The organism is Cupriavidus sp. DL-D2 (genome assembly GCF_039710735.1).
GTDB lineage: Bacteria > Pseudomonadota > Gammaproteobacteria > Burkholderiales > Burkholderiaceae > Cupriavidus.
This window is the reverse complement of sequence record NZ_JBDKXK010000021.1, coordinates 21041-43007: the sequence shown is the minus strand read 5'-3', so window position 1 is coordinate 43007 and position 21967 is coordinate 21041. Positions and strand designations below refer to the sequence as shown.

The following is a 21967-nucleotide window of genomic DNA, read 5'->3' as shown; positions in this document are numbered from 1 at the left end:
GGCTATACCAGCTCGGCGTTCACCAGTTCGCGCTTCAGGTAGGCGTAGAAGATGGGGCCGGCGATCACGCCCGGGATGCCGTAGATCGTTTCCATCACCAGCATCACGGTCAGCAGTTCCCACGCGGCGGCCTGTATACGCGCGCCGATGATCCGCGCATTCAGGAAGTATTCGAGCTTGTGGATGACCACGAGGTAAAGCAGCGAGACGATGGCGATCGGCAGCGACACCGACAGCGACGCAATCACAATGGCCGTATTCGAGATCAGGTTGCCCAGCACCGGCAGCAGCCCGGCAACGAACGTGATGACGACCAGCGTCTTCGACAGCGGCAGGTGCTGGCCGAACAACGGCATCACGATCAGCAGGTAGGCCGCGGTCAGCGACGTATTGATCAGCGAGATCTGGATCTGCGCAAAGATGAACTGCGCAAACGATTGCTGCAGCGTGCGCGCGCGGTCGATGAGCGCCGCCGCCAGCGGGCGACGGTTGGGTCGGGCGATGGCGCGGTAGAGCGCCACCATCGCGCCAATGACCAGGCCCAGCACGATATGCAGCAGCGTGCGCAGGATGTCGGTGCCCAGCTTCTGTGCCATCTGCGCGTGGGCGCGCAGCGCGGAGATCAACGTGGTGCCCAGTTCCTCCACGCCATTCGGGAGGTAATCACTGATCCAGGCCGGCAGCTGCGCGCGAGACTGGTCGATGATGTCGGCGGCGTGGTCGAGCAGCCGGTTGATGGTGGCGCTGTCGATGTCGAGGAAGCGGATCAACGCCCAGATCCCCCCGGTCAGCGCCAGCAGGATGATGGCTGACAAAATGGCTACGGCAATGGCGTCCCGGCGCGAATGCGTCAGGCGGGGGGCCAGCACATCTACGAGCGAATACAGCAGCAGGCCCGACAGCAGCGCAGCCACCAGATTGGCCTGCATCACCAGCAGCAGCGCGCCAGCCACAACAAGGTAGGAAGCGACCGTGACGGTGAACCAACGCCTCGGCGGGGCGGCGGAGAAGGAGGGGGCGCCTGTTTCAAGGCGGTCTTGCGGATGTTCTGGATCCAGCCGGGACATGTTTTCGCTGAGGTTCTTGCTGAAAGCGTTGCGCAGAAGGGAAAAGGGTACGGCAGGCGCTGATTGTCGATGTGGCGCGTAACAATGGCAAGTCAGTATGACCGGACAACTGCCGGCCTGCCCGGCGGCAGCGCTTGGGCGCGAACCTTGCATCGCCTCGTCGCCTATATTGGAAAGAAGTGCAACGGACGGCGCAAACCAGCCGGGAGACCGACCGCCATGGCATTTACCCACACCGTCGGCGCCCGCCGGCACGTCTTTGCCGACCTGCGCACGTTGCTGGCGCGCGCCAGCCCGGCCCGCTCGGGTGACGCGCTGGCTGGCGTGGCGGCAGGCAGCGAGGAGGAGCGCATGGCTGCGCGCATGGCGTTGGCGGAGATGCCGCTCGTGCAGTGCCTAAACGAAGCCGTGGTGCCGTATGAGGACGACGAGGTCACGCGACTGATCGTCGACAGCCACGACCCCACGGCGTTTGCCGAACTGGCCAGCCTGACCGTGGGCGATTTCCGCGACTGGCTGCTGCGCCACGAGACCGATACCGCCACGCTCGCTCGCGTAGCGCCCGGCATCACGCCGGAGATGGCCGCCGCCGTCAGCAAGCTGATGCGCAACCAGGACTTGATTGCGGTGGCGCGCAAATGCCGCGTCGTCACGCGCTTGCGCAACACCATTGGTCTGCCGGGCCGACTCTCGGTGCGATTGCAACCCAACCATCCGACCGATGACCCGCGCGGCATCGCCGCTTCCATCGTCGATGGGTTGTTGTATGGCTGTGGCGATGCCACCATCGGCATCAACCCCGCCAGCGACAACCTCGGTGCCATCGTTGCGCTACTCAAACTGGTCGACGATATTCGCGAACGGTACGCGGTGCCCACGCAGTCGTGCGTGCTCACGCATGTCACCAACACGCTGCGTGCCATCGGGCAGGGTGCGCCCGTGGACCTCGTCTTCCAGTCCGTGGCCGGCAGTCAGGCGGCCAACGAGGCTTTCGGGATCTCGCTGGCCTTGCTCGACGAGGCGCGCCAGGCGGCGTTGTCGCTGCGGCGCGGCACGGTCGGGCACAACGTCATGTATTTCGAAACAGGGCAGGGCAGTGCGCTATCGGCCAACGCGCATCACGGCGTGGATCAGCAGACGATGGAGGCACGCGCCTATGCCGTGGCGCGCCGATTCGAACCGCTGCTTGTGAATACCGTGGTGGGTTTCATCGGCCCTGAGTATCTCTACGACGGCAAGCAGATCATCCGCGCGGGGCTCGAAGACCATTTCTGCGGCAAGTTGATGGGCGTGCCGATGGGTTGCGATGTCTGCTACACGAATCACGCCGAGGCGGATCAGGACGACATGGATAACCTGCTGACGCTGTTCGGCGTGGCGGGTATCAACTTCATCATGGGCGTGCCGGGCGCCGACGACATCATGCTGAACTACCAGAGCACGGCGTTCCATGACGCGCTTTACCTGCGCGAGACGATGGGTTTGCGTCCAGCGCCGGAATTCGAGACGTGGCTGCAACACATGGGCATCCTCGACGACGCAGGGCGTCTGCTGGAACCCGCCGCGCGGCAGCCACTGCTGGCGATGGCGGCATCGATCTGATCCCTTTGAAGCCGGGAGACTGTAATGCCTGACACGCCAGCGGATATCACGACCGCCGACCCGTGGAGCCGCCTGCGCCAGTTCACGCGCGCCCGGGTGGGTATCGGACGCACGGGCCATGCGCAGACCACGGACGCCGTGCTTGCCTTCGGGCTGGCCCATGCCCAGGCGCGCGATGCGGTGCATCTGCCGCTCGATGTCCGTGCGATGGATGCCGCATTGCGCGAGGCCGGGCAGGACGTGCTGCAGGTGCACAGCGCTGCGCCGGATCGCGAAACGTATCTGCGCCGCCCGGATCTGGGACGGCGACTTGACGATGCCGGGGCCGCAGCCTTGCAGCCGGGCACGCCGCCATTCGACGTGGTGTTCGTGATTGCCGATGGTCTGTCTGCGCTGGCCGCGCAGCGGCATGGCGTGCCGATGTTGCAGGCGGTGCTTGCAAGATTGAGGCAATGGCACATCGGCCCGGTGGTGGTGGCGCAACAGGCGCGCGTGGCGCTGGGCGATGACATCGGCGAATGCATGCGCGCGCGGCAAGTGGTGATGCTCATTGGCGAGCGGCCTGGACTCAGTTCGCCGGATAGCCTCGGCATCTACCTGACCTACGATCCGCGCGTGGGGCGCACCGATGCGCAGCGCAACTGCATCTCGAACGTGCGACCGGAAGGGTTGCCGTACGCGCAGGCGGCCGATCGGTTGGTCTTCCTGCTGCGCGGTGCGGTGGCGCTGGGTCGCTCGGGCGTGGATCTGAAAGACGACAGCGCCGCTGCGGGGGCGGCGCTGTCGGATGGGGGGTAGCGTGACGCGGGATCGACGGCCCTACATCATGACGTGCGAGAAGCGGCCGCGTTGCGCGTCGCCCATCAACGTCATGAACTGATCGCGCGCCATGTGCACCAGTTCCATATGATCGCCCGCTTCGAACCAGACTTCCGGTTCGTCGAACAGGCTCTCATCCACATAGGTCTGCATGCCGTATGACATGCCGCAGGGCGGGATCGCGCCAAGCTCGCAATCCTTGAAGACTTCGCGAATGTCGTCTTCATGTGCCAGCACGAGATCTCGGCCCGAAAGGTCGCGAATGGCCATCATCTGCAGATGATGATTCGAGGGGATCACGGCAGTCACGTAACCGCTCTCGTCTTCAAGCAGCAGGGTTTTCGCGAGCCGGTGGCCGGGAACGTGGGCAGCCTGTGCAGTGGCCATGCTGCTGAGGCTGTAAGGGTGATGCACGATATCGAACTGGCTGTTCATCCGGCTGAGCCGGCCGGCCAGCGTGCCTGCCATTGCCATGATTCGCCTTCCTTCGGCGCACCGCGCCGTCTAGTCCTCGGTGCTCTCACTATAGGCACTGGCGCCACGGACGCGAGGCCAGATTGCCTGCAACTCCGTCTTCAGGAACGTAAGCAGATAGCGCGTGGCCATGGTCTGATAGCGGTTGGGCATCGTCAGCATGAACAGCTTGCTGCCGAAGACACTGATGCGATAGTGGTCGAGCAACGGCACCAGCGTGCCAGTCTCCAGATCACCCGCCACGGCATAGAGCGGAAAGATGCCGATGCCGAGGCCGCTGACCACGGCATCCTTCAGGAACGCGAAGTTCTCGGAACTGAGCGTCGGATCGAGCACCACCTGCTCGCGTTCGCCGCCATTGTTGCCACCGCTTTCATCGCGCACGCCCGCAATCTTGAGCTTCTGCCCGATCGGCGAGGCGCAGACGATGGCATGCGTGGTCAGATCGGCCAGTAGCGCGGGCTGCGTGCGCCCCTCCAGATAGGACGGTGCGGCGCATACCACCCAGTCCACCGTGCCGATCTCGGTCGCCACCACGGAGTCCGGCGGCGTGGAGATGATGCGCAGCGCCACCTCCACATCCTCGGAGACCAGGTTGTGGATGCGGTTGTCGAAGACCACATCGAGCACGATGTCGGGATAGCGCTGCTTGAACTGCACCAGTAGCGGCGAGAGCATCGCATGACCCAACCCCGTTGGTACGGACAATCGCACATGGCCCTGCAGGCTCTTGCCCATGCTGCTGATGAGCGCATTCGCGGCGGCCACCTCGCCCAGGATGTTGCGCCCATGCTCGTAGAGTCCGGCACCCACCGGCGTGGGTTCCACATGACGCGTGGTCCGGCGCAGCAACTGCACCCCAAGCTCCTCTTCCAGCGCCTTCAGGTGATAGCTGACATTGGCACGCGTCATCTTGAGCTTGCGCGCAGCGGCGCTGAGATTCCCGGCGTCGACAATATCGACGAACAGGCGCAGGGCATTGAGATCCATGAGGCGGACGCGGCGGGTTGCGGGGCTGGAAAAGAGTAAGGGGCCCGAAGGCCCCTTAGTTTGCCATGGAGTTCACGGTTGGCTGTTGGATGGATCGAGGCTTTGTGCCCGAGTTCGGGCAGCTTCGGTATATCGCTCGACAGCATCAGCGTCGTTTGCCTGATAAGCAACGTTTTCATCCATCTGGCTGCCATCAAGGCCGGGCAGTGCGATGATCTGTGACAACCAGTCGTCTCTGGACGACATCGGCGAAATCAACGGCCTGAAATATTCATCGAGTGCACCTTGGTCCGGTGTCCTGATCTCGGCCGTCAAAGCCCGCAAGTACTCATTCTTGCGCGTCAGCTGCCAGGCGATCGAGAATCCCGCGCGTGCGCAGAGCGCGGTATGTACCAGCAGCATCGTACGGCCATTGCCATCGAGAAACGGATGGCCCCAGGCAAACGCTCCCATGACTGCACCTGGCTTCAGCCGAATGGTCCGGGTATCGTTGCCCATGCGCAGTCCCCATTCCACTGCCTGGCGGCTGCGTTCCGCAACTTCGAACTGCACATCGCCTTTCTCGACGAGGCGGCCCACGTCCAGCATGTGGCGGTCCTGTCCGGCCCAAGGGTAAAAGTCCTGGAAGAGAATCGCGTGCACTTCAAGGAAATGCTGGTATGCCAGTGGGCCGTTATGATTGCTCAGGCGATCCAGCGCTTCCTCAAGGTTGGCCTCGAAGAATGCATGCTCCTGAACCTTGATCTCGTCGGGGTCCTTGAGTCCTTCAAAATTTCTGAGATAACCCGCAGTCTCGAAATCACTGAACGGGTCGAACATGCTTGCGCTCACGCATATGGTTCGTCATCAGCCGTGCCATCTGGCGACCGCTGATCAACTGCTGCTTCTTGAGCGTCACCAGGAGCTTTTCGGTGGCATCGAGCGCCACGTCGTCGCCGGCCGCCCGGGTGACGGCCTCGGACCAGTCGTCCACACCTGAGCGGGAGAACTCGATGTGGTGAGCGCGGGCGAATTCGAGAACGTATTCGCTGACGTGTTCCACCGGCAGTGCATCAAGCTCTGCGGGAAGCGTCTTTGGAGCCCGAAGTTGTCCCATTGCGGATCGAGGGAGTTGAGAAACAGGTCCAAATTATAGGGTTTGGTCCTGTCGGTCAATCGCCGCAAAAACAAACGGCCCGCCTGAAAGGCGGGCCGTGATGCGATGCGTAGAACTGGCGCAGGGCCAGGTCTCAATGCTCGTGATGCAGATACTTCGCCTGGCGTGGCAGGCGCAGGCTGACCAGGAAGGCCAGGACCATCATGCCGGTGACGTACCAGTAGAACGTGTTTTCGTGGCCGATGGACTTCAGGCCCAGTGCCACGTATTCGGCGGTGCCGCCGAAGATGGCGTTGGCCACGGCGTAGGCCAGGCCCACGCCCAGCGCACGCACTTCGGGCGGGAACATCTCGGCTTTCACGATGCCGCTGATCGACGTGTAGAAGCTGACGATAGCCAGCGCGATGCAGATCAGCAGGCCGGCCAGTTCGGGGCTCGACACGGTCTTGAGTGCGGTCAGGATCGGCACCGTGGCCAGTGCGCCCAGTGCACCGAACAGCAGCATGTTGTTGCGGCGGCCGATGCGGTCCGACAACGCGCCGAAGATCGGCTGCATGCACATGTAGAGGAAGAGGCAGCCTGTCATCACGTAGCTCGTGGTCTTGATCGGCATGCCCGCCGTGTTGACCAGGAACTTCTGCATGTACGTGGTGAACGTGTAGAAGATCAGGGAGCCGCCTGCCGTATAGCCGAGCACCGTGAAGAACGCGGCCTTGTGGTGACGGAACAGTTCGGTCACGCTGCCGGCTTCCTTGCTGTTGCGTTGTTGGGCCGTGCTGGTCTCATGCAGCGTGCGGCGCAGCAGCAGGGCCACAACTGCCGTGATGGCGCCTACCACGAACGGAATGCGCCAGCCCCAGGCCTTCAGGTCGGCTTCGGTCAGCAGTTGCTCCAGGATCACCACGACCAGCACGGCCAGCAACTGGCCGCCGATCAGCGTCACATACTGGAACGACGAGAAGAAACCACGCCGACCCTTGAGCGCCACTTCGCTCATGTAGGTGGCGGTGGTGCCGTACTCCCCGCCCACGGACAAGCCTTGCAGCAGACGCGCCGCCAGCAGCAGTGCCGGTGCCCAGTTGCCGATGGCGGCATACGTGGGCAGGCACGCAATCAGCAGCGAGCCGAAGCACATCATGATCACGGAGATCAGCATCGAGTTCTTGCGGCCGTTGCGGTCGGCGATGCGGCCAAACAGCCAGCCGCCGATCGGACGCATCAGGAAGCCGGCCGCGAAGACGCCGGCGGTGTTCAGCAACTGTGCGGTCGGGTCGGCCTTCGGAAAGAACGACGGCGCAAAGTAGATCGCGCAGAACGCGTAGATATAGAAGTCGAACCACTCGACCAGATTGCCTGACGACGCGGCGACGATCGCGAAGACGCGTTTTCTGGTTTCTTCAGCGGTGGGTGGCGAGCCGACGTTGGCGGGAGAGGCGATGTCTGTCATAGGTGCTTGTGGTCTTGGCGGCGTGCTGGCACCGCTGAATGGGAACTGGGCGAGGGTGCGTGTCCGGCATGGAATCCGGCGGGGGACGCATCCCGGGATGCCCGTTTGCGTGGTTAGCCTATCGTGGAATCCGCCGATCGCCCATGGGGGCAGCGTCTGACTCCGGAGAGACCTCCAGCATAGCCCTTGCCAGTAGCGGGTTTGCAGGGGATTGTTCCGCCAGGTGGAAAGAGTTTCCTATTGCGCCGTGCGTCGACGAAAAATTTCACTGGTCTGCATAACGTCATGCGGTTAGCTTGCACGGTGCCGCGGGCTGCGCAATGATGCAGAGCGATTCTGCATGGCGAGCCTTTCAATCTCCTTGTTCCATGATTCCGGTCCGATTTTTTCTTTTCCCATTGCTGCTGGCGCCGGCGCTTGTCTGCGCCGAGCCCGATCTCGTGCAATGCGATCGCGTCCATCAGGCAAGCCTGCGCACTGCCTCCGAAGCAGACTTGCTGGAGATGCGTTGCCGCGCACGCCGGATTTCGTACGAAGCCCCGCGCCTGAAAGGTGTGACGCAGAAATTCAAGGACGATCTGGTGTTTGCCTGCCTCGACCAGGCCGATGCCATCGAGCATCAGTTGCGCGTGATGTTCGGCTATACGCGGGAAGCGCTGGCACGCCGCAAATGTGACGAATAGACAGTCCGAAGAGTATTGTCAAATATTCCTGTCGGTTCTGTCCAAGTTGGCGAGGATTGTCAAAATTATTGGCCGGCGTAGTATGGGCGGCCATTGCAGGTGTACTGACTTATCCGGAGATTTGCCATGGCCCTCGACGCCGAATCCTTTTCGTTGCTGCGCGCTTCCGTGCAGCGTTTCATCGATGAACGCCTGAAGCCCGCCGAAGACACGCTCGAGGAAATCGACGATGTGCCGGCCGACATCGTGGCCGACATGAAGGAAATGGGTTTGTTCGGGATCTCGATTCCGGAGGAATACGGTGGCATCGGCCTGTCGATGTCGCAGGAATGCGATGTGGTCTATGACCTCGGTCACACGGCATTTGCGTTCCGCTCGGTGTTCGGCACGAACGTCGGCATCGGTTCGCAGGGCATCCTGATGGACGGTACCGAGGAACAGAAGCAGAACTACCTGCCGAAGATCGCCAGCGGCGAACTGGTCATCTCGTTTGCGCTGACCGAACCGAATGCCGGTTCCGACGCCGCCTCGCTGCAAACCCGCGCCGAACTCGACGGCGATCACTACATCATCAACGGCACCAAGCGCTTCATCACGAATGCCCCGCGCGCGGGTGCGTTCACGCTGATGGCCCGCACGGGCGGCCAGGGCGCATCGGGTATCTCGTCGTTCATCATTCCGGCCGATACGCCGGGCATCTCGCTGGGCAAACCCGACAAGAAGATGGGCCAGCGCGGCACCAAGACCTGCGACGTGGTGCTGGAGAACGTACGCGTGCCCGCCGCCAACATCATCGGCGGCGTGCCGGGCGTGGGCTTCAAGACGGCCATGAAGGTGCTGGACCGCGGTCGCCTGCATATCTCGGCGCTGGCATGCGGCATGGCGCACCGCCTGATTACCGATGCCGTCGAATACGCGAAGGAACGCAAGCAGTTCGGCAAGCCCATCGGCGATTTCCAGTTGATCCAGGCGATGCTGGCCGACAGCCAGGCCGAACTGTACGCGGGTCTGTCGATGGTGCGCGACTGCGCGCAGCGCTACGACGCCAAGCCGGCCGGCAAGAGCGATCCGGAAGTCAGCATGCTGGCGTCCTGCACGAAGATGTTCTGTACGGAAATGGTGGGTCGCGTCGCCGACCGTGCCGTGCAGATCCACGGCGGTGCCGGCTACATCGCCGAATACAAGGCCGAACGGTTCTATCGTGACGTGCGCCTGCTGCGCCTGTACGAGGGCACCACCCAGATCCAGCAACTGATCATCGCCAAGCAACTGCTGCGCGACTGATTTCGGGGCGGGCGCCGTCTGGCGCCCGGTTGGCCAGCCCGGACGCACCGGGCCGGGCACAAGAGGCAGGAGACAGGATGAGCAATATCCAGGTGAAGGCCCCGCAAGGGCTGATCGCTGCGAATACCGAAGCCGTGCATCGCCTGCGCGCCGTGGTGGCGACGTATCGCACGACGGTGCAGGCATACACGCTGGTGGTGTCGGCCGACGAACTGATCGCGCTCACGAACGGGCCGGAGCCTGCGCATTCGGCGCGCGACTATCGCGCCCAGGCCCATCTGGATCGACTGCGCGATACGGTGCGCGAGTCCGGCCTGGCGTTGCCCAGTGCGATTGTCGTGGCGGTGTCAGGGGGCCGTATGCGCTGCGAATGCGACCATCTCTATGCGCTGGAACTGCGCCCCGGCTCCGGTGACAGCCTGATCGTGCTGGACGGCCACGAGCGGCTCGCCGCGCTGGCGGCTTCCGGGCGAGGCGACATCAAGACCCTGGTTACCGCCGTGCTGTGTGCGACGTCGATCGATGGCACCGACCATGCGTCGTCGGCTGCCACCGAGGCCGGCTGCGCGGTCATGCATACGTCGGCCGCAGCGCGTTGGGCCGGTGCCACGCGGGTCTGGCAGTAATCCCCGATTCAGGACCAGATACTGTCGGCCTCGCGCAGCAGGTGACCAGCCAGGATGTAGTCACCCAGGCGGGTCGCCTTGGCTTCGAGTTGTTCCAGTTCGTGATCGGCCAGCAGCCCGAGATCGAACTGGCAATAGAGATTCCGCTGCCGGAATGTGGTCTTGGGTTTGCCAAGGCCTGCCAGCAGGGCGTCGCGGGAACGGACAGCCACGCTTTCCTGTCCGCGATACTGCACCTTGATGCCGCGCTTGTCTCCAAGCCGGCCGAGCTCCACGGCATCCTGCCATCCCGTTTCGTAATCCAGCTCAAGCGCAAACACTCGATTCGCATCCAGAAGCCTCAGCGCTTCTGCCTTGCTGCCAGCTCGTTCGATGGACATCCAAACCTCTAGTCTGAAAAACACTGTATGAATATACAGTGTTCGGTGGCGCGTCTCAAGGCTGACGTAACGTCTCCCGCGCTCAAGGATTGCCCGGCGCTCCGGCTTCGGTAGCCGGGGCGCCGCCGCCCGACGCGGCGGGTGCGGCAGAAGCGCCCGCGGCATTGCCGGGCGCCGCGCCGAAATCTCCGGCAAAGGCTTGCGACAGCGTCGCAGACCCCAGGTAGCGACGGATCGCGTCGTTGACTGCCCCAGGCGTGGCGGTGCGGATCCGCATTTCGATCTCGGCGGTGTGCGCCATCGTGCGGCCCAGATAAGCCTGGTTAGCCAGAGCGCCGGCGAGTGCACCGTCGCGTGTGCGGCTGATCTTGCCTTGCTCCAGCAAGCCGTTGGACGCTTCCGATAGTTCTTCCGCCGTAATGCCCTCTCGTACGAATCGCGCCATTTCCTCGTCCACGGCCTTGCGCAGGCGGGGAAGGTTCTGCGGCGCATACATGGCCCAGAGTCCGAAGCGTCCCGCACGGTCCAGCGCGCCAATGTTGATCGAACTCGATACACCGTAGCTGATGCCATCGCGTTGGCGCAGGCGGTCAGCCAGACGGCTGCGCATGCCGGTGCCGCCGAGCACGCGGCTGGCGATCAGCATCAGGGGGTAGTCGGGGGAATCGCTGACCAGATCGATAGGTTGCGACGCGGCGAACACGGCGTTTGCCTTGCCTGCTGTCTGGAGCGTGAACTGCGAGGCCGGAATGTCGATGAAGGGACGATCCACACGTTCGAAAGGCACCTGCGCGCGCCAGTCACCAAACAGCAATGCGGCCTGGCGCGAGGCATCCGCCGCATCGAAATCGCCAACGATGGCCAATTGCGCGTGTTCGGCACCGTAGTACTTTGCGTGGAAATCGCGCAGGTCATCGAGCGTCACCGCGCGCAGTTCGGCCAGGCTCTCGTCGAAGGTTGGCGTGTAGCGCGGATCGCCCAGACGATAGGGGTTGCCGTGCCGCCCCAGCACGATGGGCGCCAGCGAACCCGGCTGGCTGCGCTGGCTCTCGATGCCGGCGATGCTGCTGGCGCGCAGCGTTTCCAGCTCGTTGCCGGGGAAGGTGGGCATGCGCAGTACCGTCCGCAACAACGCCATGAGGTCCGGCAGGTACTCGCGGCGCGTCTCGAAACGCACGGTCACCCGCTCGGCGCTGCCAGACACCGACACATTGGCTTTCAGTGCCTCGAAGCGATCGGCGATCTGCTGACGGGCGAACCCGCCCGCGCCGCGATCGAGCATGGCCGCCGTCATCGCTCCTGTCGATACCTTGCCCTGTAGCGTCTCCAGGCTGCCGATGCGCAGGATCAACGTGCCGTGGACCGCGCCACCCCGCGTGGGCTTGGGTAGCAGGGCCAGTTGCATGCCGTTTGGCAGCGTCTCGCGCAGCGTGTGGGCGTCGATGTTGGCGGGCGCGGGGTCGAAAGCCGCCACCGCCGCAGCGGCCGGCTTGCCGGCGTAACCCTGCGTCAGCGCGGCCACGTCCGGCGAAGCGGGAATGGAAGCGAGTTGCGGCCGGTCACCGGGAATGAACTCGCCGACCGTGCGATTGGCGGGCCGGAAGTAGTTCTCGGCCACGCGCTGCACATCGGCAAGCGTGGTGGATTCCACGCGGTCGCGCGCGATGAAGAACAGACGCCAGTCGCCCTTGGCAATGGCGCCGGACAATGCAATGCCATAGGCGGCTGGATCATTCAGCGTCTTCTCGAATGCGTTGCGCAGGCGAACGCGTGCGCGTTCCAGTTCCTCCTGCGTGACCGGGTGCGTTGCGAGACTTTCCACGGTGGCGACCAGGGCGTCGCGCACCGGTTCGATGGGGCGATCCTTGCTGGTCCCTGCGGCAAATCCGATCACGCCGGGGTCTTTCATCGTCGTGAAGTACGAGCCCTGCCAGGCTGCCTTGCGCGTATCCACGAGCGCGCGCTCCAGGCGGCCTCCCGGGGTATCGGCCAGGATCACCGACAGCAGGTCCAGTGCCGTGCTATCGGCATGGGCGCCGGGTGCCACGTGGTACATGGTCGCCACGATGCGGCTGTCGCCGGAGCGTGTCAGCGTGACCTCGCGCAAACCCTCCTGCGGGGGCTCCACGGTGTATTCGGGCGGCAGCACGCGCGTGGGGCGTGGAATCGGTCCGAACGCCTGCTCGATCCGCGCGAGCGTGCGGGCCGGATCGAACTGGCCGGTCACGACGAGCACGGCGTTGTCGGGCTGGTAATAGCGCCGATAGAACGCCTGCAGGTTCTCGATCCCCACGCGCTCCACATCGCTGCGCGCACCGATCACGGCCTTGCCGTAGTTATGCCAGCGGTAGGCGGCGGCATACATCTGCTGCTGCAGCATCCGCATGGGATTGTTCTCACCGATCTCCATCTCGTTGCGGACCACGCTCATCTCGCTGTCCAGATCGGCTCGCGCCACGAAGCTGTTGACCATGCGGTCGGCTTCCATGCGCAGCGCCCAGTCGAGGTTGTCGTCGCTGGCCGCGAAGGTCTGGAAGTAATTAGTGCGGTCCTGATTGGTCGTGCCGTTGTACTGCATGCCGCGCCGCGCGAACTCGGTGGGAATCGTCCGACCGGGCAGTGACGGCGTGCCCTTGAACAGCAGATGTTCTAGCAGGTGCGCCATGCCGGTTTCGCCATAGTTCTCGTGGCGGCTGCCCACCAGATACGTCATGTTGACGGTGGTGGTGGGCTGGGCGTCGTCGGGGGCGAGCAGGATGCGCAGGCCGTTGGGCAGGCGGTATTCGGTGATGCCTTCGACGGTTGTCACCGGCGTGGCGCGTGCGACGGGCGCGGCCGCCGCAGCGGTAGACGCCGGCTTCCCGGCAATCTTTGCGGCAGAAACAGGAGCGGCCAGCAGTGCGCAGGCGAGGCCGGCGATGGTGACGATGCGGACAACGGAACAACGACGGACCATGAAAACTCCGAACGCGGCGCCTGACGCCGCAAGTGAGCAGATTCTAGCCGCTGCCGGGTACTGCGGAACGCGGCCCAACGCACTTTCAGAATCGGGGACATTTCGCCCATGATCCAGCGCATGGCGCGGCGCAGGAAGAGCCCGAGGCGAATGTCCGATTCCAGCGCATTCGATCGACACCAAAGGCGTACGATGCACGGCATGGAACTCGATCCCGACACCTGCTACAAGGCCATCGCCTCGCATGACCGGCGCTTTGACGGACGCTTTTTCGTCGGCGTGTCGTCCACGGGCGTGTATTGCCGGCCGATCTGCGCCGTGCGCACGCCCAAACGCGAGAACTGCACGTTCTACGAATCGGCGGCGGCAGCGGAGAAGCATGGCTTCCGGCCGTGCTTGCGCTGCCGGCCCGAACTGGCGCCCGGCCATGGCCTGGCCGACATCTCGGGGCGGCTGGCGCAAGCCGCCGCCACGCTGATCGACGAAGGATTCATGGCCGAGGCGGGCGTGGCGCAACTGTCCGCGCGCATCGGCGTGACCGAGCGGCATTTGCGGCGCCTGTTCGACACCGAGTTCGGCGTGTCCGTGCATGAGTACGCCCAGACGCAAAAGCTGCTGCTGGCCAAGCGGCTGCTGACCGATACCACGCTGCCGGTTACGCAAGTGGCGCTGGCGGCGGGTTTCGGCAGTGTGCGGCGCTTCAATGATGTGCTCAAGGAACGCTACGGGCTGACGCCGCTGGCCATGCGCCGCCGCGCCGCTGACGGCATGGCGGATCGACTGGTGTTCGAACTGGGATACCGTCCGCCGCTGGCATGGGCCGAGTGGCTTGAATTCCTGAATGTGCGAATCGTGGATGGTGTCGAACAGTCGCACGGCGGGGTCTACACGCGGACGATCGCAATCGACGCCGACGGCCAGCGGCATCTGGGCTGGGTGCGGCTCGAACATGTGCCGAAGCGGACTGTGGTGCGCGTGACCTTGTCCGTATCGCTGGCCCGGGTGATTCCACAGGCATTGGGCAAGGTCCGCCGGCTGTGCGATCTGGGATGCCGGCCCGATATCGTCGATGCCCATCTAGGCGACCTCGCGGCCGGCACGCCCGGCATGCGGCTGCCCGGCACGTTCGATGGACTGGAGATTGCCGTGCGGGCCATCATCGGCCAGATCATTTCGGTGGTGCAGGCACGGCGCATCCTCGTGCGGCTGGTGCAGATCGCAGGCGATGCCCTGCCCGAGGACGCGCGGGCGGGCTTGATCTCCGTACCGCACGCCGCCCCATTGACCCACGCCTTTCCCACCGCGCAGGCCCTGGCCGCGTTGCCCGATGCGGACTATCAGGCGGCTGGCGTGGCAATGGGCAAGATCCGCTCGATCCGCGCGCTGGCGCGCAAGGTGGCAGCGGGCGAGATCCGGCTGGACCCGCACGCGGCCCCCGACGATACCGTGGCGCGGCTGCGCGAGATCGAAGGCATTGGCGACTGGACGGCGCAGTACGTGGCAATGCGTGCATTGGGCTGGCCCGATGCATTTCCGGGCACCGACTACGCGTTGCGCAAGGTGCTGGGCGTCAGCACTGTCCGCGCGATGCAGAACATGACCGTGCACTGGGCGCCATGGCGTGCCTATGCGGCAATCCACCTGTGGCACCGATACGAAGTGCTCAAGCAAGGTGGCGCAATCGAACAGGAGGAGCAGGCAGCATGAAACACCACCGCATCATCGACAGCCCCCTGGGCCATATCCTGCTGCGCGCCGAAGCCGGTGCGCTGACGGGCTTGTTCTTCTCGGGCCAGAAATATTATCCCGAGCACTCCGCGCAGGAAGGTGTGGTGTCCGGTGCCGATGCACGCGTGCTGGCGCAGGCCGAGGAGGAACTGCAGGCGTACTTCGACGGATCTCTGCAGGTCTTCACGGTGCCGATCCGGTTCGCCGGCAGCCCGTTCCAGCAAAGGATCTGGCAGGCGCTCTGCGACATCGGCTTTGGCGAGATGTCGACCTACGGGCAGCTTGCGGCGGGCATCGGCCTACCGCCCAGCCATTCGCGGGCCGTGGGCGGCGCGGTGGGGCGCAACCCGCTGTCGGTCATCGTGCCGTGCCATCGCATTGTGGGCGCGTCGGGTGACCTGACCGGTTACGCGGGCGGTGTGGATCGCAAACGTGCGCTGCTGTCGCTGGAAGGCACGCTGCATCGGCCTGCCATGCGCCAGGCTTCGCTCGCCCTTATCCCAGATTGCTGACCCCGAGCGCGACGCCCAGTCCGCACAGCGTCGAGCCGATCAGCCGATCCAGTAACCGCTGACGCCGCAGCATGGCTGTGCGCAACGCGGCTGAACCGAAGGCCCAGGCGACGAGGCTGAACCACGCCCAGTGCGCCACCGACATGAACAGGCCGTAGCCGAATTGCACTGGCAGCGGCGTATGGACGTTCACCACCTGCGTGTAGGTGCTGACCACGAACAACGTGGTCTTCGGGTTCAGCGCATTGGTCAGGAATCCCATGCGCAGCGCCGCCGCGCCGGAGATGGCGGGCGCGGCCGACGTGTCCACCGTCAGCGGCGTCCGGTTGCGCAGCGTCTGGAAGCCGATCCAGATCAGATAGCCCGCCCCCAGCAACTTGATCGCCCCCAGCAGCGCATGGGCATGGGCGATCAGCAGCGTGACACCGAACATCGTGTACGCCACATGCACCTGCACGCCAAGCGCGATACCCAGTGCGCAGAGCAGGCCCGTGCGTCGGCCTGAGATGTAGCTGTTGCGCGTGACCATCGCGAAGTCCGGGCCCGGACTGATGACGGCGAGGATGGTGATCGTGGCAACGGCCAGCAATTCAGTGGAGGGGAGCATTTCAGTCAGTTTTCGTGAGAGATGGTCGAGGTTCAGGCTGGCATTTTGTCTCGCAGAATTGGGTACGCAAAGCGATATATACTCGCCGGATTCCGTGAGAAAAACTGACTGATTGGCATGACTGCGATGCACTGGCTGGGATGGATTCGCTTCTTCGAGGCCGCTGCGCGCCATCAGAACTTCGCGCGGGCCGCCGAGGAACTCCACCTGACGCACGGCGCGATCAGCCGCCAGATTCGCCAACTGGAGGAGGCCCTAGGCGTTGAGCTGTTCGAGCGCCGCAACCGGGCGGTCTTCCTGACGGACGCGGGCCGGACGCTGCACGAGGCGGCCACGCAGTCCATGGAGTTGCTGGCCACCACCGTGGAAAAGATTCGTGCGCCTGCCCCGGCTGCCGCGCTGGTGCTGTCCTGCGAGCCCACCATCGCCATGCGCTGGCTGATTCCCCGCCTCGGCGGATTCTCCGCTGCGCATCCGGATATCCCGCTACATCTGATGGCAGCGGGCGGGTCGGTGGCTTTCGCCACCAGCGGCATCGATGTTGCACTGCGGCGTAACGATTTCCCCTTCGATCCCCGCTGGCATACGCGCGAATTGCTGCCGGAAAAAGTGGGGCCGGTCTGTCGTCCGGATCAGGCGGATGTCTCGCCCGCCCAGATGGTCAGGTTGCACACGCGCACGCGGCCTGACGCCTGGCAGCGCTGGGCGCGGAGTGCCGAGGGGCACCTCGCACAGCCGAACCGGTTGAACGACGTCTGGTACGAGCACTTTTACCTGAGCCTGCAGGCTGCCGCCGCAGGCCAGGGCTGGGCGGTGGCGTCCGAGCTGATGGTGGCCGACGAACTGGCCGATGGGCGGCTGGTGGCGCCGGCTGGCTTCGTGGCCGATGGCTCGGCCTATCATCTGATTTCGCCAGTACCATTTGCCCGCGATGCCCGCCGCCGGGCGTTGCTCGAATGGCTGCGTGGCGAGCTTTCCGCCTCCCCTTGCACGTAGTGGTTTTTCGGCGCGGAAAGCGTAGCGGAAGCTACCCCTCGGAAGTCTGTCGCTAAAGTTGCGTATTATTTTGCCGAAGGCCTTCCCATGAGCTTGCGCCTCTAAGAGGGCGCGCTTACCATGCGGCGCTGGCCGCCCGACCCTATATCAGCGAGTTGCGTCGTTCACCCCAATCCAGGTCGCCGGCGACGTAACCACCATTTGAAGTGCGTATTTCCATGAGTCTTCAAGATCCCCGCGGGCCGCAGGCAGGCCAATTCCCATCCCAGGCCGAGGGCGAGCCGGACGATCATGGCTCGACGCATTCGGACGAGCGCTATCGGCTGACGCACAGCTCGCAGATCGGCACCGTGCTGCGCGACATGGCCTGGCAGAAGTGCCTGCTGAACGTGCGTTCCAGGAAGGGGTCGGAAATCGTGACGTCGATCCTGCACGTGGACCCGGCCAACCGGACCTTCATCTTCGACTGGTGCCGCGTCGATGGCGACCGCCAGGCGCTGATGTCGTCAGAGCAGAACGCGTTTTCGGGTCTGCTGCGCGGGGTGCCGGTGAATTTCACCATCGGCGCTCCCGGTGCCACGCGCTTCGAAGGCGGCCCGGCATTCATCGCGGACTTCCCGGAAAAGCTTTATCACTTCCAGCGCCGCCGTCATTTCCGCGCGCGCACCCTGCTGACCAAGGGTTATCGCTGCGAGATCCAGTTGCCGGACTCAGCCGACAAGACCGCGCTGCAACTCGATATCGCCGACCTTTCGCTGTCGGGCGTGGGGTTGCGCTCCCGTGCGGTGGGTGCCGACAAGCTGCCGGTGGGCACCACCATCAAGCGATGCCGGCTCGATTTCGGGGAACTGGGGCGTCTGGAAGTGGATATGCAGGTGGTGGGCCACTGGCTGGTGGGTTTCGATGACAACACCGTCCACCACTACGGCTGCGCCTTCCTGAACCCGGATGGCCGCATGGAAAACTTCCTGCAGCGCCTAGTGTTCCAGCTGGAACTGGCGCACCGGGGCTAGTACCGAGGCAAATACCGGGGCCAGACGCCCCGGCTCGGGACCTCAGGTGCCGACGAGCTTGCCGATCGCGGTTGCCGCCTCGCGCATGGGACTGAGCAGCCGCGCGATCATTTCCGATTCAGACACCTTGTTGGCCTTCACGCTCACGCTGATGGCCGCCACGACCGCGCCCGCCTGCGAGCGCACCGGCACCGCAATCGCGCGGAGGCCGGGCTCGAGTTCCTCGTCGATCAACACATAGTCAAGTTCACGCGCGCGCTGGAATGCGGTTTCCAGCTCCGGCCGCGACACCTTGGTCAGCAGTGTGCGCGGGCGCAGTTCGGCGTGTTCGAAAAACGCTTCGAGCACGGCGTCCGGCTGGTGGGCCAGCAACAGACGGCCCGTGGAGGTGCAGTAGGCCGGCAGCCGGCTACCCATGCCCAGCGCATGGGTCAGCACTCGCTGCACCTCCGAGCGCACCAGATAGAGGATGTCGATGCCGTCGAGAATGGCCAGCGCCGACGTTTCGTGCACGCGGTTGCTGAGCGTATCCAGGATCGGCTGGGCCAGCGACACCAGCGAGGTCGACGAGAAATACGCATGCCCCAGATGCAGCACGCGCGGACGCAGCGCAAAGTGCCCGTCCTGCTGGCTCACATAGCCAAGCTGCTCCAGCGTATAGAGACAGCGGCGCACGGAGGCGCGCGACAACTGCGTGCGCTGCGCGACCTGCGAAATGGTGAGCGGGCGCTTACGCTCGGAGAATGCCTCGAGCACTGTCAGACCCCGGGCCAGCGACAGCATGAAATTGGGATCGCCCGCGAAGCTGTTGAGGATGTCGGCCGGCGGGTGGGCGGCGCGTACGGTATCGGCCTGGGCCGGCTTGAGCGTGATGGGGCTGGGGGCGTCCATGAAGGCGGTAGGGGGCGTTGGGGCGTTGCGCGTTCGATAATCGCGCATCTTAACGCTCCGGCTCCACAAAGGCGAACTCCGGACAAAAAAATATCGCCGCTCGGGGCGGCGATTGGGCAAGGGGGTTGTCAGCCAGGGGTCGTGGCGACCCGCCAAGTATAGAGATGTGCACAGAGACATTACATACAACTTCGGTGGGGTAACGAGTGGTGTACTTATCGAATGCAATCCTTGCCTGGTTGCCTCATGGCTTGCCCAGGAAAAGGTAGATCGCGTACTGGCCGGCGGCCGCGCGTCCATAGGCCAGATAGAGCGGACCCACGGGGCTATCCACGCCCAGGAAGATCGATCCCGATTTGAGCAGGCCGGTCGGGCTGCCTGGCACCAGCGGCGCCCCGACGCGGCCGGCCTCGAATGACGCGCCAGCGTAGACGCCATCCAGGAAGGTCTGGTGGACGAGCTTGTTGTAATAGACCAGCCGCGCGAACTGCAGGTTGCCGCCAATCAGTTGTCCGGTGCTGTAGCCCGATTGCTGCAGGAAGCCGCCCCACTGGAAGAGGTCGTAGCGCGGCAGCCCCGGCCCGCCGAGATTGCTGCCAGCCCGTACTCCCACGCTGAGTGTGTGGTTGCCGACCGAATACGCGCCCGAGGCGTTGAATTCACCCTTCGTGTAGGTATTGGTGGCACCCATGCCCGCTTGGGAGGAATAGATGTTCAGCACGCCCCCATACCCGTAGCGCGGGAAGTGGGTGTTGTCGAGTTGGTCCAGGAGCAGGCGGCCGGTGATTGCACGACGGTCCACGCTGCTGGCGGTGGCTGGCGTCAGTGTTTCCGGTCCGGTGGAGAGCGACACGTTCTGATGCCCGATCACCACGCCCAGCCGCGCCTCGCCGTACTTGGTGAACTGGCTGCCGATATCGAACCCGAAATCGGTGCGGCGCAGGTCGTACTCGGCAATCTTCGAATCGCCGCTGAACACGTTCACGGGCCGGCGCTCCAGTTCGATGCGGGGCGCCACGAAGAAAAACTGGCGCGTATCGAGCGGCTGGTAGAACTCGCTGACCAGGCTCGACGTCTGCCCTACCTGCACGTCCGTGCGCCATTCCGCGCCAAGCTGGTTGAGCCACGTGCGGCGGTAGCTGGCCAGCAGGTTGAAGTAGGCGTTGCCACGGAAATCCGAACTCAGGCCCAACCCGAAGCGCAGATAGTCGGGGCCGTAGGTTTTCTCGATGGCATCCACGGCCATGATGCGTTTGCCGGGTTCTTCCAGGAAACGATAGTTCACATGCTCGAAATCGCCCGTGCCGAACAGGCGCCGCATGTCGCGGTCCAGCGTGGCCTGCGTGATTGGCTGGCCCGGCTTGGTTTCCATGGTGGCTGCCGCGAAGGCTGGGTTAACGCGTTCGAGCGGCGCGAAGCGGATTTCATCGACGGGCGCCGGATTGCTGGGCGGCAGCGCGCGCTGGGCGGTACGCAGCGCGGCGTACTGCTCAGGCGGCAGGGAGAGTGCCGATAGCCGCTCTGCCTGGCGCTGCGCGGCGGCCTCGCCAATCGGAATGGTCTTCAGCAGGTGATTGAAGTCGCCGGCAGAGAAATCGCCGAGTTCGGGCAGGATCAGGATGTCGGTGGGCTGCAGCGACGCCAGCGACGTGCGCACGTTCTGCTCGGTCAGGATGTTGAGCATCTGCCCGGTCACGCCGATCAGCGACGTCAATTCCTCTCGCTTCATCAGCGGGGTGCCCAGGTTCACGGCGATGACGATATCGGCACCCATCTTGCGCGCCACGTCTACGGGCAGGTTGTCGGTCAGGCCGCCATCGACCAGCAGCTTGCCCTGGTATTCGGTGGGCGCCACGGCGCCGGGCACCGACATGCTGGCGCGCATGACGTTGGCCAGTTCGCCCTGGCTGAACACGACGGGTGTGCCGGCCACCAGGTCCGTGGCCACTGCGCGGTAAGGAATCGGCAGGTCGTCGAAATCGCGGTAGCCCGGCGCATTGGCCAGTTGCCGCAGCACGGTTTCCAACTGCACGCCCGACACCACGCCTTTCGGCAGCAACAGACCGTCCGCGCGCACGCCGATCTCGGGTGTGACGAGGTTGGTGTGGTCCTCGATCTTGCGGCGGATCGCCAGGTCCTGGCGCGGTGGCCTTTCCTTGAACAGCGATTCCGTGCTGAGTCCGCCAACCAGTTTCTCCATATTGGCCGTGCTCATGCCGGTGGCATACGCCCCGCCCACCAGGGAGCCCATGCTCGTCCCGGCGATGCAGTCTACCGGCACCCGTAGTGCCTCCAGCACCTTGAGCACGCCGATGTGCGCCGCGCCACGGGCGCCGCCGCCGGACAGCACCAGACAGACCTTGGGCCGGCCCGGTGGCGGCGGCACGGTGGATGGCACGGGCTTGGCCGGATCGGCGGGCGTCAGCGGTGACGGAGCGACAGGTGCGGGGTTTGGCGGGGGCAGCAACTGGCCGCCCGCCTCGGAGGCCGCGGCGGCGGGCATGACGGCAGCCATCATCGCCAGGCAGGCGAGCATGCGTGCAGCCCGGTGCAGGATGGAAAGGACACGTGAAGCTGGGACCATGGCTCGATGCAGTCCACCGGTATTCGACTCCGCGCAACACTAGCAGCAGTGCCGTGTGCCGCGCCGTGCCGACAAAACAATTCATCACGGGCATGGATTCCTGCATAACAGAGTTTGATCGGGGCCACATTGGCCCAAGGTCCCGGTCCGGCCTGCCGGGACCGCAATGACGCGGGCGGCATATACTGGCGCGGTACTCTTTTTTCTGCCGC

The 21967-nt window shown here is 64.5% G+C and carries 20 protein-coding genes; 9 read left to right on the top strand and 11 right to left on the bottom strand.

The genetic code is table 11. The annotated features are described in order from the left end of the window. Window positions 1–2 precede the first annotated feature (2 nt). Entirely contained in the window at window positions 3–1067 is a 1065-nt protein-coding gene (locus tag ABDB81_RS14155; RefSeq protein ID WP_160474340.1) for a hypothetical protein, read from the bottom strand. 219 nt (window positions 1068–1286) lie between these two features. On the opposite strand from ABDB81_RS14155, the gene ABDB81_RS14150 reads away from it, so the two are divergent. Together ABDB81_RS14150 and eutC are read left to right on the top strand one after the other, a co-directional pair. Next, window positions 1287–2669 (top strand): ethanolamine ammonia-lyase subunit EutB, encoded by a 1383-nt coding sequence (locus ABDB81_RS14150; RefSeq protein WP_160474339.1) that lies wholly within the window; start codon window positions 1287–1289, stop codon window positions 2667–2669. A 24-nt stretch (window positions 2670–2693) separates the two neighbouring features. Further along, complete coding sequence (gene eutC, locus ABDB81_RS14145; protein WP_346811707.1) at window positions 2694–3467, top strand: ethanolamine ammonia-lyase subunit EutC; 774 nt, start codon at window positions 2694–2696, stop codon at window positions 3465–3467. Window positions 3468–3488: 21 nt separating this feature from the next. Here eutC and ABDB81_RS14140 read toward each other — a convergent pair whose 3' ends face one another. From ABDB81_RS14140 to ABDB81_RS14120, 5 genes are all read right to left on the bottom strand, one after another. Further along, complete coding sequence (locus ABDB81_RS14140; RefSeq protein WP_137927582.1) at window positions 3489–3962, bottom strand: YbaK/EbsC family protein; 474 nt, start codon at window positions 3960–3962, stop codon at window positions 3489–3491. A 30-nt stretch (window positions 3963–3992) separates the two neighbouring features. Then, a complete protein-coding gene (locus ABDB81_RS14135) occupies window positions 3993–4952 on the bottom strand; it encodes a LysR family transcriptional regulator (protein WP_137927583.1) in 960 nt (319 codons plus the stop codon). 72 nt (window positions 4953–5024) lie between these two features. Then, the gene (locus ABDB81_RS14130; RefSeq protein ID WP_137927584.1) at window positions 5025–5771 is read right to left on the bottom strand and encodes a Fic family protein; all 747 of its coding nucleotides are present in this window, start codon (window positions 5769–5771) and stop codon (window positions 5025–5027) included. Next, window positions 5752–6048, bottom strand: coding sequence for a hypothetical protein (locus tag ABDB81_RS14125; RefSeq protein WP_137927585.1), 297 nt, complete (start codon window positions 6046–6048; stop codon window positions 5752–5754). Before ABDB81_RS14125 ends, ABDB81_RS14130 begins: the two co-directional genes overlap by 20 nt. A 133-nt stretch (window positions 6049–6181) precedes the next feature. Then, the gene (locus tag ABDB81_RS14120) at window positions 6182–7495 is read right to left on the bottom strand and encodes an MFS family transporter (protein WP_137927586.1); all 1314 of its coding nucleotides are present in this window, start codon (window positions 7493–7495) and stop codon (window positions 6182–6184) included. A gap of 440 nt (window positions 7496–7935) precedes the next feature. On the opposite strand from ABDB81_RS14120, the gene ABDB81_RS14115 reads away from it, so the two are divergent. From ABDB81_RS14115 to ABDB81_RS14105, 3 genes are all read left to right on the top strand, one after another. Beyond that, window positions 7936–8178, top strand: coding sequence for a hypothetical protein (locus ABDB81_RS14115; protein ID WP_249359653.1), 243 nt, complete (start codon window positions 7936–7938; stop codon window positions 8176–8178). Window positions 8179–8304: 126 nt separating this feature from the next. After that, window positions 8305–9462: an acyl-CoA dehydrogenase family protein gene (locus ABDB81_RS14110; protein WP_160474335.1), complete on the top strand. Its 1158-nt coding sequence runs from the start codon at window positions 8305–8307 to the stop codon at window positions 9460–9462. Window positions 9463–9539: 77 nt separating this feature from the next. Beyond that, window positions 9540–10088 carry a hypothetical protein gene (locus ABDB81_RS14105; protein WP_346811703.1) on the top strand — a complete coding sequence of 183 codons (549 nt, stop codon included), beginning with the start codon at window positions 9540–9542 and terminating at the stop codon, window positions 10086–10088. An 8-nt stretch (window positions 10089–10096) separates the two neighbouring features. Here ABDB81_RS14105 and ABDB81_RS14100 read toward each other — a convergent pair whose 3' ends face one another. After that, window positions 10097–10468 carry a PHA-granule associated protein 4 gene (locus ABDB81_RS14100; RefSeq protein WP_137927590.1) on the bottom strand — a complete coding sequence of 124 codons (372 nt, stop codon included), beginning with the start codon at window positions 10466–10468 and terminating at the stop codon, window positions 10097–10099. A gap of 82 nt (window positions 10469–10550) precedes the next feature. After that, complete coding sequence (locus ABDB81_RS14095; RefSeq protein ID WP_346811701.1) at window positions 10551–13424, bottom strand: pitrilysin family protein; 2874 nt, start codon at window positions 13422–13424, stop codon at window positions 10551–10553. A gap of 201 nt (window positions 13425–13625) precedes the next feature. Here ABDB81_RS14095 and ABDB81_RS14090 point away from each other — a divergent pair, with 201 nt between their 5' ends. Together ABDB81_RS14090 and ABDB81_RS14085 are read left to right on the top strand one after the other, a co-directional pair. After that, window positions 13626–15131: an AlkA N-terminal domain-containing protein gene (locus tag ABDB81_RS14090; RefSeq protein WP_160474333.1), complete on the top strand. Its 1506-nt coding sequence runs from the start codon at window positions 13626–13628 to the stop codon at window positions 15129–15131. Then, window positions 15128–15664, top strand: coding sequence for a methylated-DNA--[protein]-cysteine S-methyltransferase (locus ABDB81_RS14085; RefSeq protein ID WP_160474332.1), 537 nt, complete (start codon window positions 15128–15130; stop codon window positions 15662–15664). The genes ABDB81_RS14090 and ABDB81_RS14085 overlap by 4 nt, the downstream gene beginning before the upstream one ends. Here ABDB81_RS14085 and ABDB81_RS14080 read toward each other — a convergent pair. After that, window positions 15648–16271: a LysE family transporter gene (locus tag ABDB81_RS14080; protein WP_137927594.1), complete on the bottom strand. Its 624-nt coding sequence runs from the start codon at window positions 16269–16271 to the stop codon at window positions 15648–15650. The genes ABDB81_RS14085 and ABDB81_RS14080 overlap by 17 nt on opposite strands. 126 nt (window positions 16272–16397) lie before the next feature. Here ABDB81_RS14080 and ABDB81_RS14075 point away from each other — a divergent pair, with 126 nt between their 5' ends. Then, on the top strand, window positions 16398–17267 hold the full coding sequence (locus ABDB81_RS14075) for a LysR substrate-binding domain-containing protein (protein WP_346811767.1): 870 nt from the start codon (window positions 16398–16400) through the stop codon (window positions 17265–17267). 218 nt (window positions 17268–17485) lie between these two features. Beyond that, window positions 17486–18280, top strand: coding sequence for a flagellar brake protein (locus tag ABDB81_RS14070; protein WP_137927595.1), 795 nt, complete (start codon window positions 17486–17488; stop codon window positions 18278–18280). A gap of 42 nt (window positions 18281–18322) precedes the next feature. On the opposite strand, the gene ABDB81_RS14065 is transcribed toward ABDB81_RS14070, so the two are convergent. Next, window positions 18323–19171, bottom strand: a complete 849-nt coding sequence (locus ABDB81_RS14065; protein WP_137927603.1) for an IclR family transcriptional regulator C-terminal domain-containing protein — start codon at window positions 19169–19171, stop codon at window positions 18323–18325. Window positions 19172–19415: 244 nt separating this feature from the next. Further along, a complete protein-coding gene (locus ABDB81_RS14060; protein ID WP_346811698.1) occupies window positions 19416–21755 on the bottom strand; it encodes a patatin-like phospholipase family protein in 2340 nt (779 codons plus the stop codon). Window positions 21756–21967: the final 212 nt, after the last annotated feature.

What these genes read in the sequence shown, in the direction of transcription:
- ABDB81_RS14125 (WP_137927585.1), bottom strand. Translation starts at nt 6,048, where the DNA reads ATGGGACAACTTCGGGCTCCAAAGACGCTTCCCGCAGAGCTTGATGCA.
- ABDB81_RS14140 (WP_137927582.1), bottom strand. Translation starts at nt 3,962, where the DNA reads ATGGCAATGGCAGGCACGCTGGCCGGCCGGCTCAGCCGGATGAACAGC.
- ABDB81_RS14080 (WP_137927594.1), bottom strand. Translation starts at nt 16,271, where the DNA reads ATGCTCCCCTCCACTGAATTGCTGGCCGTTGCCACGATCACCATCCTC.
- ABDB81_RS14150 (WP_160474339.1), top strand. Translation starts at nt 1,287, where the DNA reads ATGGCATTTACCCACACCGTCGGCGCCCGCCGGCACGTCTTTGCCGAC.
- ABDB81_RS14070 (WP_137927595.1), top strand. Translation starts at nt 17,486, where the DNA reads ATGAGTCTTCAAGATCCCCGCGGGCCGCAGGCAGGCCAATTCCCATCC.
- ABDB81_RS14135 (WP_137927583.1), bottom strand. Translation starts at nt 4,952, where the DNA reads ATGGATCTCAATGCCCTGCGCCTGTTCGTCGATATTGTCGACGCCGGG.
- ABDB81_RS14130 (WP_137927584.1), bottom strand. Translation starts at nt 5,771, where the DNA reads ATGTTCGACCCGTTCAGTGATTTCGAGACTGCGGGTTATCTCAGAAAT.
- ABDB81_RS14100 (WP_137927590.1), bottom strand. Translation starts at nt 10,468, where the DNA reads ATGTCCATCGAACGAGCTGGCAGCAAGGCAGAAGCGCTGAGGCTTCTG.
- ABDB81_RS14060 (WP_346811698.1), bottom strand. Translation starts at nt 21,755, where the DNA reads ATGGTCCCAGCTTCACGTGTCCTTTCCATCCTGCACCGGGCTGCACGC.
- ABDB81_RS14110 (WP_160474335.1), top strand. Translation starts at nt 8,305, where the DNA reads ATGGCCCTCGACGCCGAATCCTTTTCGTTGCTGCGCGCTTCCGTGCAG.
- ABDB81_RS14155 (WP_160474340.1), bottom strand. Translation starts at nt 1,067, where the DNA reads ATGTCCCGGCTGGATCCAGAACATCCGCAAGACCGCCTTGAAACAGGC.
- ABDB81_RS14120 (WP_137927586.1), bottom strand. Translation starts at nt 7,495, where the DNA reads ATGACAGACATCGCCTCTCCCGCCAACGTCGGCTCGCCACCCACCGCT.
- ABDB81_RS14085 (WP_160474332.1), top strand. Translation starts at nt 15,128, where the DNA reads ATGAAACACCACCGCATCATCGACAGCCCCCTGGGCCATATCCTGCTG.
- ABDB81_RS14090 (WP_160474333.1), top strand. Translation starts at nt 13,626, where the DNA reads ATGGAACTCGATCCCGACACCTGCTACAAGGCCATCGCCTCGCATGAC.
- ABDB81_RS14105 (WP_346811703.1), top strand. Translation starts at nt 9,540, where the DNA reads ATGAGCAATATCCAGGTGAAGGCCCCGCAAGGGCTGATCGCTGCGAAT.
- ABDB81_RS14095 (WP_346811701.1), bottom strand. Translation starts at nt 13,424, where the DNA reads ATGGTCCGTCGTTGTTCCGTTGTCCGCATCGTCACCATCGCCGGCCTC.
- ABDB81_RS14065 (WP_137927603.1), bottom strand. Translation starts at nt 19,171, where the DNA reads ATGGACGCCCCCAGCCCCATCACGCTCAAGCCGGCCCAGGCCGATACC.
- ABDB81_RS14075 (WP_346811767.1), top strand. Translation starts at nt 16,398, where the DNA reads ATGCACTGGCTGGGATGGATTCGCTTCTTCGAGGCCGCTGCGCGCCAT.
- eutC (WP_346811707.1), top strand. Translation starts at nt 2,694, where the DNA reads ATGCCTGACACGCCAGCGGATATCACGACCGCCGACCCGTGGAGCCGC.